The organism is Collinsella aerofaciens, from assembly GCF_019131995.1.
Classification (GTDB): domain Bacteria; phylum Actinomycetota; class Coriobacteriia; order Coriobacteriales; family Coriobacteriaceae; genus Collinsella; species Collinsella aerofaciens_S.
The window spans coordinates 44343-54329 of record NZ_JAHONA010000012.1; the positions used below are offsets into that span (position 1 = coordinate 44343).

The following is a 9987-nucleotide window of genomic DNA, read 5'->3' on the forward strand; positions in this document are numbered from 1 at the left end:
GTGGCCGAACACGAGCATGGCAGCGGGTACGAGCACGAGCATCCGCACGGGGCGGATGGTGACGCGGGCTGCCACTGTAGTGGCTCCGGCTCCGAGCTGGTCCGCTTTTCGGTTACCGCACCCGACGACCTGCTGCGCCGTTTTGACGAGCAGATCGCGCGCCGCGGCGACGTGGCCAACCGCTCCGAGGCCGTGCGCGACCTGATTCGCGCCTCGATCGCCAAGGAGCAGATGCGCACGCCCGATGAGCATGTTATCGGGTCGCTCACCATGATTTACGACCACCATACCGGCGACCTGACGCGCCGTCTGGACGAAGTGCAGCACGACTACACCGACGAGATCGTATCGACCATGCATGTGCATCTGGATCACCACAACTGCTTGGAGATTCTGGCGCTCAAGGGTCGCGGCGAGCGCGTCTACGAACTGGCCGACCGCCTGCTGGGCCTGCGCGGCGTTAAGCACGGCGAGCTCACCTGCGCCGCCACCAAGCAAAGCCTGGGGCTATAGCGGGATTTCCCGCAGCGCACCTGCCAAAAAGGGACAGGTTTGTTTTGGCAGGTTTAGAAGTTTTACCTACCAAAATAGACCTGTCCCTTTTTGGTCGGTTTTGATGAGGGGTGTCGCATGCGGCATGTGCATATTCATGTGACGGGCATTGTGCAGGGCGTTGGCATGCGACCGTTTGTGTATCGCGAGGCCATGGCGCATGGCATTTGCGGCTGGGTGCTCAATGCAGGCGACGGCGTGCACATCGAGGCGCACGCTCCGGCCGATGCGCTCGATACTTTTGTTGCCGCGCTTTCTGAGCATGCGCCTGCGGCAGCCCGCGTTGAGCGAGTCGATATTGCGGATTTGGAGCCTGGCGGCTGGAGCGCTGCCGATGAGCAGGGCTTTCACATTGTGGCGTCGCAGGACCAGACCGCGCACACGACGCTCGTCTCGCCCGATATCGCCACCTGCGACGATTGTCTGCGCGAGTTGTTCGATCCCGCCGACCGACGCTATCACTACCCCTTTATCAACTGCACCAACTGCGGCCCACGCTTTACCATCATCCGGTCGCTGCCTTATGACCGAGCGGCCACGTCGATGGATTGCTTTCCCATGTGTCCCAAGTGCGCCGCGGAGTATGCCGACCCACTCGACCGGCGTTTTCACGCGCAGCCCGATGCCTGCTTTGATTGCGGGCCGCATATTACGTGGCGCGAGGCTGTGAACGGCGATGCGTGCGGGAATTCGTCCGCGACACCGGCCGTCGGCACCACACGCGAGGCCAGCGACGCTATCATCGAGCGCTGCGTTGAGCTGCTGGCCAGCGGTGGCATCGTCGCCATCAAGGGCCTGGGCGGATTCCATCTAGCCTGTGACGCTGCCAACGAGCAGGCGGTGGCCGAGTTGCGCCGTCGCAAACGCCGCAGCAATAAGCCGCTTGCCGTCATGGTGCGCAGTCTTGCCGATGCCGGGCGCCTGTGTCATATCGACGATGCTGAACGCGAGCTTCTCGCCGGCAGTATCCGCCCCATTGTGCTGCTGCGCCGGCGCACTGTTGGCGAGGGCAACGGCGGTTCCCCCGACATCCTCGCCCTCGCGCCATCTGTCGCGCACGACTTGCCCGAGCTCGGCGTCATGCTCCCCTATACGCCGCTTCAGCATCTGTTGCTTGCCGCGGCAGAAGCCCGCGGTATGTACGCGCTCGTCATGACCAGCGGAAACCTGAGCGAAGAGCCCATCGAGACCGATGACGATCTTGCCTGGGAGCGCCTCGTTGCCGCCGGCATTGCCGACGCGTTGCTCGGTAACGACCGCGCGATCCTCTCGCGCTACGACGACTCTGTAGTGCGCGTGGTCGACGGCGCCGTTATGCCCGTGCGCCGTGCCCGCGGATATGCACCCCAGCCGCTGCCGTTGCCGGCGCTCGACGGCGCTCCGTCCTGCATGCTCGCCTGCGGGCCACAACAAAAGGCCACGATTGCGCTCACGCGTGAAGGGGCGAACGGCGAGGCAACCTGTTTTGTGTCGCAGCATATCGGCGATGTTGAAAACGGCGGGGCCTTCGATGCCTGGAACGCCGCGCGCACGCGCTTGGAAGATCTCTTTGACTTGGCGCCCACTGCCTTGGCCTGCGATTTACACCCCAGCTATCTATCGGGCCAGTGGGCGCGCGAGCAGGCGCGAAAATGCAATCTGCCGCTCGTCGAGGTGCAGCACCATCATGCGCATATCGCGAGCGTAATGGCCGAGGCCATCGCCGCGGGCCAGCTTACAACCGACGCGCGCGTCCTTGGCATCGCCTTTGACGGCACCGGCGCCGGCACCGATGGGACCATTTGGGGCGGCGAGTTTCTTGTCGCCGGCCTTGGCGGCTTTGAGCGCGCCGCGCATTTGCGCACCTGGGCGCTCCCCGGCGGGGCGGCCTCCGTGCGCGACGCCCGCCGCAACGCCTTCGCCCTGCTCAGTGAGCTCGGCCTGCTCGAGCACCCAGGTGCCGCTCGGCTTTTGGACAGCCTCGACGAGCAAACGCGCAGCGTGACAGCCACCATGATCGAGCGCGGCATCAACAGCCCGCGTACCAGCAGTATGGGACGTCTCTTTGATGGCGCGGCAGCAATTCTGGGCATCTGCGACAAGGCAACCTACGAGGGCGAACCCGCCATCGAGCTTGAGGCCGCCGCCTGGCGCGCGCTCAGCAGTGAAAGTGCCTGCCCCACCGGAAATATAGCGGGCTTTTCCGTAACCGAATCATCCCGTCCGGACGCCTGCCATGTTCTAAACTCCAGATCGCTTATTGAGGCGCTTTTGGAGGGAATCAGGGCCGGCGTACCCGCCGGCAGGCTCGCGCTCGACTTCCATATCGCCATCGCGCGCTCTTCGGCACGAATCGCACGCGAAATCTGTGCGCGCGAAGGCGTCGATACCGTCGCGCTCTCGGGCGGCGTGTTCATGAACCGACTTTTGCTCCAGCTCCTCACCCGCGAGCTCAAAAGCGCGGGCCTTGCTATCTTGGTCCCCCACACCGTACCCGTCAACGACGGCTGCATCGCCTACGGTCAGACGGCGGTCGCGCGCGCTCGTCTTGCGCAGATTGCGTCGCAGTAGCTCGCCCTCGCACGCCGCCGCGCCCAGTCGTCTCACAGGCGTAACGCGTTTGCCCGCGAACCCCGCGAGCGCTACCATCAACTGATGGATTATTGAGCGCCTATCCAGCGCAAAGCGTCTAAAAGGGGAACATTATGTGCCTTGCCGTTCCCGGTAAAGTAGTCAAACGCAACGATGGCCTCAAGGCCACCGTCAACATGATGGGCATCGAGCGCCCTGTTTCGCTGAGACTCGTGCCGACGGCGCAGGTAGGAGACTATGTTCTCGTGCACGCCGGCTTTGGCATCCAGATTGTCGACGAGCAGGAAGCGCAAGAGACGCTCGAGCTTGTTAATGCCATGTCCGAGCTGGTCGAAGAAGACCAGCTTGCCACCAACCCGGCCGAGGCATACTAGTGGCGGCCGAGCAGCCGGCGCGCTCCGGTATCGATTTCTCGGCATTCCGCGATCCCAAGCTGGCTCGCGAGCTCATCGAGCGCATTCATGAGCTTGTCGGCGACCGCGCCATCAACCTTATGGAAGTCTGCGGCACGCATACTGTGAGCATCGGGCGCTATGGCTTTCGCTCCATTATGCCGGCGGGGCTCAAGCTGCTGAGCGGCCCGGGTTGCCCCGTCTGCGTTACCGCCAACCGCGATATCGACCATGCGATCGCGCTCGCCAACATAGACGGCGCCATCATCACCACCTTTGGCGACATGATGCGCGTGCCCGGATCATCCACCTCGCTCGCTGCGCAAAAGGCGGCGGGGCACGATATTCGCATCGTCTACTCCCCGCTCGATGCACTCGATATCGCCGAGCAAAACCCTGATCGCCCGGTCATTTTTATGGGCGTGGGCTTTGAGACTACGACGCCCACCATCGCCGCCGCCATCTTGGAGGCCGAGGCGCGCGGGCTTTTGAACTTCTCGGTCTATTGCGCCCACAAGACCACGCCGCCGGCGTTGCGTGCCATCGCCAACGACCCCGAGACCGCCATCGACGGCTTTATCCTGCCGGGCCACGTCGCCACCATCACGGGCTTGGCGCCCTTTAGCTTTTTGGTCGACGAGTTCGATACCCCGGGCGTGGTCACGGGATTTGAGCCGGTCGATATCCTGCAGGGCATCTGCATGCTGGTCCAGATGGTTGTCGAGGGCAGGCCCGCGATTGGCAACGCCTACCGCCGTGGCGTCAACGCAGACGGCAACCCCGTGGCGCGCCAGCTGGTCGAGCAGGTGTTTGAGCCATGCGGCACCACGTGGCGCGGGCTGGGGCCGATTGCGGCTTCGGGACTCGCCATTCGTCCCGAGTTTTCGCACTTTGATGCCAGCATGCGCTTTGACGTGCCCATCGAGCCGACGGTTGAGCCGCGCGGATGCCGCTGCGGCGACGTGCTGCGCGGAGCCATTACGCCAAGCGACTGCCCCCTGTTCGGCCACGCTTGTACGCCCGAGCATCCCGTCGGCCCCTGCATGGTGAGCTCCGAGGGCAGCTGCGCAGCATATTTCCGCTACCGAGGCTAATGGGTTCCGCCGTTCTAACGAACGGCGGACCGGTCGACGCTGCGCCTCACCCATATAATTCCACCCACGATTGGAGTTTTCGATATGTCCCATAGCGTTACCGATAGCACCGTCCTGCTGGGTCACGGCTCCGGCGGCCAGATGATGAAACGCATCATCGACGAAGTCTTTTTAGATGCCTTTGGGTCGCCCGAGCTGCTCGAGGGCAACGACGCCGGCGTCGCTACGCTGCCCGCGGGCGGGCGCATCGCCATGTCGACCGACAGCTTTGTAGTCTCGCCGCAGTTCTTCCCCGGTGGCAACATCGGCCGCCTCGCTGTATGCGGAACCGTCAACGACGTCGCGACCTCGGGCGCCAACGTGCGCTACCTATCGTGCGGCTTTATCCTCGAAGAGGGCTATCCCATGGATAGGCTCCGCCAGATTGTGCAGACGATGGCCGAGACGGCGCGCGAAGCGGGCGTGTCCATAATCACGGGCGACACCAAGGTGGTCGAGCGCGGCGGGGCCGACGGCGTCTACATCAATACCGCCGGCGTGGGCGAGGTGCCTGCGGGCGTGGCGCTCAGCGGCGCAAACTGCCAGCCCGGCGATGTCATCCTGGTATCGGGTACGCTGGGCGACCACGGCATCGCCATCATGAGCCAACGCGAGGGTCTGGCGTTTTCGAGCACCATCGAAAGCGATGCCGCGCCGCTCAACCACCTGATTGCCGATGTGCTTGCCGCAGCACCCGACACACGCTGCTTCCGCGACCCCACGCGCGGTGGCTTGGCGTCCACACTCAACGAGTTTGCCCAGGCCAGCGGCGTTGCCATGGAGATCGACGAGGAAGCTGTGCCCGTGCGCCCCGACGTGCAGGCAGCCTGCGAGATGCTCGGCTACGATGTGTTGCAGGTGGCAAACGAGGGCAAGATGGTCGCCGTCGTGCCGGCCGAGCAGGCCGATGCCGCGCTGGCCGCCATGCGCGCCGCCCGCTACGGCGAGAATGCCGCCGTCATCGGTCGCGTGCTGCCACTTGCCAAGGGCGCCCGTCCCGCCGTGCGCGTACGCACCGGCTGGGGCTCGACCCGCATCCTCGACATGCTCGTGGGAGAGCAGCTGCCGAGGATTTGCTAACGACAAAGGCTCAGGGCTATTAAAGATATTCAGATTCCAAACATGCCCGGCACGCATGCCCAGTATTATGAGGTGCGTTTTACAACTCAAGCGGCAGGAGCACCCATGGCAGCAGCTTTTTCCCATGTGATCTTTGATCTGGACGGCACCATCCTCAACACGCTCGAGGACCTGGCGGCCGCCGGCAACCATACCTGCGAGATGCACGGCTGGCCCACGTTCGCCGTAGACGAGTACCGCTACAAGGTGGGAAACGGCATGCTCAAGCTGGTCGAACGCTTTATGCCTGCCGAGTATGCGGGCGACAGCCGTATGTTTGAGCAAACGCTTGCCGAGTTTAGGGCTTACTACGGCGAGCACAAGGAGGACCACACCGCCCCCTATGCCGGTACGATCGAGATGCTCGACCGCCTGCGCGCCGCGGGCGTGCAGCTTGCCGTGCTCACTAACAAGGACCACGTCTCGGCGGCTCCGCTTATCGAGAAGTATTTTGGTTCCGAGCGCTTTGCGCTGGTGCAGGGCCGCGTCGATGCGTTTCCGCCCAAGCCCGAAGCGCCCGTCACACTGCATGTGATGGAAGAGCTAGGCGCCGATCCGTCGACCACGCTCTATGTGGGCGATTCCAATGTCGATATCCTGACCGGTCACAACGCCGGCCTTAAGAGTGCGGGCGTCAGCTGGGGCTTCCGCGGCCGCGCAGAGCTGGAAGCCGCCGGCGCCGACTACGTGGTGGACACCCAGGACGAGCTCGCAGCGCTGATCCTGAGCGAGTAACGAGCGACACTGCTTAACGCAGCTGCGACAATTCTTCCGCGCAGAAAGCGCATCCCGTTTTGGAGCTCCGGAATGGGATGCGCTTTCCGTTTGAGGCGCATCAGGGAAACCGCATCCCGTTTCAGAGCAATATTCCGGGTCGCACTTTCCGCAATCCACCCCATCCGGAAAATGCGACCCACTATTCGGCCAAAAACCGGGTCGCGGTTTCCCAAGCACTCGATGCAACGCTAGCACAAGGAATGTCCCCAACTGCCGGCAGAAAAGGAACGTCCCCAAGTGCCGCCCCAATGACCACCATGGCAACGCCGCAGGTAGAGAACGGACAGCGAAAACGCCCCTAAGCGAGCAAGGTGACGTGAAATGAAAGGGCGCTGACCTTCTGGTCGCGCCCTTGAAATTGAACGTCAGATTGCCGCTTAGGGGCGTTTGCAGCGTCGAGCAGTTACGGCGTTTGGTAAAACGCCGTAACGAACTACCGCGTAACCCCCTAGTTCAGCATTGCATCCATCATCTCGGAGTTGACGGAGTCGTCGGCAGACCACTCGCCATCGTCGTTGCAGGTGTACTTGAAGATAACCGTGGTCTTCCTGGGCTCGGTGGCCTTGGTCACATCGACCATAACCTGACCGGCCATCTTGTACAGCTCGTCATCGGAAGGAACCGTGTCAAGCGCAGCGACCTTCTCCTGATACTGGGTGGAGAAGTCCTCGACGATCTTGTTCATAGATTTGCATGTAATAGAGACCTCGGCGGTCGCGACACCCTTGTCCTCGTCGACCGTCACGTCGCCGATCTTGTAGTCAAAGCCCTCAAGATAGGTCTTGGCGTACTCCTTGGGATCGATACCCAGCTGCTCGAACTCGTCGCCCGAAGCCTCCTCCAGACCAGAGAGGAAGTCGTCGCCACCGTTCTTGACCTCGTCAAACTGCGTCGTAAGATCCTCGGTGATGAGCTCCTCAACCGAAGGACCTCCACAGCCGGAAAGCACGACCACGCATGCAACCAAGACGGCCATGAGGGGCGCAAGCAGCAGCTTCTTTTTCATGTTGTTCCTCCCAATGAGCGGCACCGCGCTTCCCGGACGCGGCACACGTTGTAATAAGTAAGCCCATACTATCCACTTATGAACACCCTCGGCAACGCGAAGGCGTGGTCGGTTCGTTTTAGCGTCCGAACGGTTTGCAAGCCCGCCCAACGTACAATAAAACGCTTCCCCGCGATGCAATAAAAAAGGTGGCCGGAAAACCCGACCACCCTTGCACATCCTTTGGATGCCGCAGTTTACTTGCGAACGACCTTAACGATGGCGTCACCAGCAGCAACGGCAGACTCAGCCTCGACGGCGAGCTCGACGTCGGCGAACTCGGCGGTATTGGACACGGCCACGACGACGCAGTCCTTGTAGCCGGCAGCGGCGATCTTGGCGCGGTCGATCTTGAGCATGGGCTGGCCAGCCTTAACGACATCGTCAGCCTTGACGAAGCCCTCGAAGCCGTCGCCGTTCATGTTGACGGTATCGACGCCAACGTGCACCAAAACCTCGATGCCGCTATCAGACTGCAGGCCCACGGCGTGACCCATGGTGACGGTCACCTTGCCGTCGCAGGGAGCGTAGACCAGATCGTCCTCGGGCCACACGGCACAGCCCTTGCCCAGCACCTCGCCGCTAAAGACGGGATCGGGCACGTCGGCCATCTTGATGACCTTGCCCTTGACGGGCGAGCACAGCACGTCGGCGCCGGCAGAAGTAGAGATGGAGGCAGGAGCAGCGGCAGCCGCGGGCTCAGCCTTCTTCTTGAACATGTCAAACAGACCCATACGTTTTCTCCTCTTGATTAAGCGCAACGTTATGCGCATGCCTATGGTGATTATAGTGCCAAATGGCCAAATTGCTAAGGTGGGGACTCGAATCGCGAGCCCTTCCCGGTAGTGCTCGTGGGACGAGCATCTCCTTTGCATCGCTGGTCGATAAGCCGAGTATCGCCTGCGCACGGGACGGGCAGAAGCGGGTGCACCAAACCCGATACTTCTTTTCGCTCTCGAGTCCTGCCGCCGCCTTGTCCCTAACACTTCCTGACACCGACCGAAACGTGCCAGAATAAGCCTGTCCCCTTTTAGCCGGTTTAGCGAATGCGGGAGTTCGCATGGATATCAAACGCAAGATTACCGAGGCGCAGGGCCTCACCCCCACCGAGCAACAACTCGGCATTGCAGCCCTTGCCATCGGCGAGGACATCCGCGGGCTTTCTATTAAGGAATTTGCCGCGCGCACCAACGTTTCTGTTGCGAGCGTGCACCGTTTTTGCAAAAAGCTCGGCCTCGAGGGATTCAAAGATCTCAAGGTCGAGCTCATCCGCCTGGCGACCGAGGCAGGAAACCGCCGCGACGTGGACATCAACTTTCCCTTCGACGCTACGTCCACCCCTGCGCAGGTCGTGGAGCGCATGGAGGGGCTCTACCAGACCACGCTGGCCGAAACGCAGGAGCTGCTCGACCCCACGCAACTTGACCATGCCGCCAAGCTCATCGCGAACGCCCGACAGGTCGACATCTACACGGGCTCGCACAACCTCTATCCAGCGGGAATGTTCCGCGACCGCCTGCTCTCGGCCGGCAAGAGCGCCACATGCTACGGCAACATCGAGGCACAGGTGCGCACGGCGCTTACCTCGGATTCAGACCGCGCGGCGATCGTTATCTCCTACAGCGGCCTTGCGCCCAACCTCAAGGAAATCTTGCCGATCCTCAGCAGCCGGAACGTCCCAGTCATCGTCATCGGCACGCCCTACTGCGCGCGCATTCACCCCGGCTTTGCCGCCTACCTTACGGTGAGCGATCACGAGAGCATGACGCATCGTATCACGCAGTTCGCAAGCCACATCGCCGTGCAATACGTACTCGATTCGCTCTACAGCAGCTACTTCGCCAAAGACTACGCCCACTGCTCCGAATTCCTGGAGCGCTCGTTCCCCCACACCCGCCTCCCGGGACTCAAGTAGTCATTTAAGAACATCCCCAATGACTAACGGCCGACCTAATAACAACTTCTCGTCATTAGGTCGGCCGTTTCAACTCTAATAACTATTTATTCCGGAAACTCGTTATTAGAATCTGACACAGGAGGCCAGGCTCACGTGTGGCACCATGGCGAAAAGCAGCTTGCCCCTGCGCTAACCGAATGAGCGTGGATTTTCGGACGTCTATCTAACGAGCGCGGATAATCTCCCACTTTGAGCCCGCACACAGGCCAAAAACGGGAGATTATCCACGCTCATTCCTGAGTAGTCATTTATGAACGTCCCCAATGACTAGTCCGGCAACGCCGATGTTTCGGCAACGACAGCGAGCGAGCCGCATTCGGAGCAAGACGACGCCGCAGGTAGAGAACGGACAGCGAGCGGGTCGCATTTGAGACAAGGTGACGTGAAATCAGAACCACCCTTAAAAAGGGTGGTTTGCTCTTAGGGTATAACCCACGGGCC

At 61.8% G+C, this 9987-nt stretch carries 9 protein-coding genes; 7 read left to right on the forward strand and 2 right to left on the reverse strand.

What is annotated here, in order from left to right:
• The 6 genes from nikR to KSY82_RS05580 all read left to right on the forward strand — a co-directional run bounded on the left by nikR (position 1) and on the right by KSY82_RS05580 (position 6502).
• The gene (gene nikR, locus KSY82_RS05555; protein ID WP_217750495.1) at positions 1-513 is read left to right on the forward strand and encodes a nickel-responsive transcriptional regulator NikR; all 513 of its coding nucleotides are present in this window, start codon (positions 1-3) and stop codon (positions 511-513) included.
• 117 nt (positions 514-630) lie between these two features.
• A complete protein-coding gene (gene hypF / locus KSY82_RS05560) occupies positions 631-3102 on the forward strand; it encodes a carbamoyltransferase HypF (RefSeq protein WP_217750496.1) in 2472 nt (823 codons plus the stop codon).
• A 134-nt stretch (positions 3103-3236) separates the two neighbouring features.
• Positions 3237-3497, forward strand: a complete 261-nt coding sequence (locus tag KSY82_RS05565) for a HypC/HybG/HupF family hydrogenase formation chaperone (protein ID WP_217750497.1) — start codon at positions 3237-3239, stop codon at positions 3495-3497.
• A complete protein-coding gene (gene hypD / locus KSY82_RS05570; RefSeq protein WP_368042037.1) occupies positions 3497-4609 on the forward strand; it encodes a hydrogenase formation protein HypD in 1113 nt (370 codons plus the stop codon). Before KSY82_RS05565 ends, hypD begins: the two co-directional genes overlap by 1 nt.
• A gap of 84 nt (positions 4610-4693) precedes the next feature.
• Positions 4694-5728 carry a hydrogenase expression/formation protein HypE gene (gene hypE / locus KSY82_RS05575; protein WP_217750498.1) on the forward strand — a complete coding sequence of 345 codons (1035 nt, stop codon included), beginning with the start codon at positions 4694-4696 and terminating at the stop codon, positions 5726-5728.
• 105 nt (positions 5729-5833) lie between these two features.
• Positions 5834-6502, forward strand: a complete 669-nt coding sequence (locus KSY82_RS05580) for an HAD family hydrolase (RefSeq protein ID WP_217750499.1) — start codon at positions 5834-5836, stop codon at positions 6500-6502.
• 490 nt (positions 6503-6992) lie between these two features.
• On the opposite strand, the gene KSY82_RS05585 is transcribed toward KSY82_RS05580, so the two are convergent.
• Together KSY82_RS05585 and KSY82_RS05590 are read right to left on the reverse strand one after the other, a co-directional pair.
• Positions 6993-7550 (reverse strand): hypothetical protein, encoded by a 558-nt coding sequence (locus KSY82_RS05585; protein WP_217750500.1) that lies wholly within the window; start codon positions 7548-7550, stop codon positions 6993-6995.
• A 236-nt stretch (positions 7551-7786) separates the two neighbouring features.
• On the reverse strand, positions 7787-8323 hold the full coding sequence (locus tag KSY82_RS05590; RefSeq protein WP_217750501.1) for a PTS sugar transporter subunit IIA: 537 nt from the start codon (positions 8321-8323) through the stop codon (positions 7787-7789).
• Positions 8324-8649: 326 nt separating this feature from the next.
• Between KSY82_RS05590 and KSY82_RS05595 the strand changes: the two genes are divergently transcribed.
• Entirely contained in the window at positions 8650-9504 is an 855-nt protein-coding gene (locus KSY82_RS05595; RefSeq protein WP_217750502.1) for a MurR/RpiR family transcriptional regulator, read from the forward strand.
• Positions 9505-9987: the final 483 nt, after the last annotated feature.

Coding starts and splice junctions, on each gene's coding strand:
- hypF (WP_217750496.1), top strand. CDS start 631: ATGCGGCATGTGCATATTCATGTGACGGGCATTGTGCAGGGCGTTGGC.
- hypE (WP_217750498.1), top strand. CDS start 4,694: ATGTCCCATAGCGTTACCGATAGCACCGTCCTGCTGGGTCACGGCTCC.
- KSY82_RS05565 (WP_217750497.1), top strand. CDS start 3,237: ATGTGCCTTGCCGTTCCCGGTAAAGTAGTCAAACGCAACGATGGCCTC.
- KSY82_RS05595 (WP_217750502.1), top strand. CDS start 8,650: ATGGATATCAAACGCAAGATTACCGAGGCGCAGGGCCTCACCCCCACC.
- KSY82_RS05585 (WP_217750500.1), bottom strand. CDS start 7,550: ATGAAAAAGAAGCTGCTGCTTGCGCCCCTCATGGCCGTCTTGGTTGCA.
- KSY82_RS05590 (WP_217750501.1), bottom strand. CDS start 8,323: ATGGGTCTGTTTGACATGTTCAAGAAGAAGGCTGAGCCCGCGGCTGCC.
- KSY82_RS05580 (WP_217750499.1), top strand. CDS start 5,834: ATGGCAGCAGCTTTTTCCCATGTGATCTTTGATCTGGACGGCACCATC.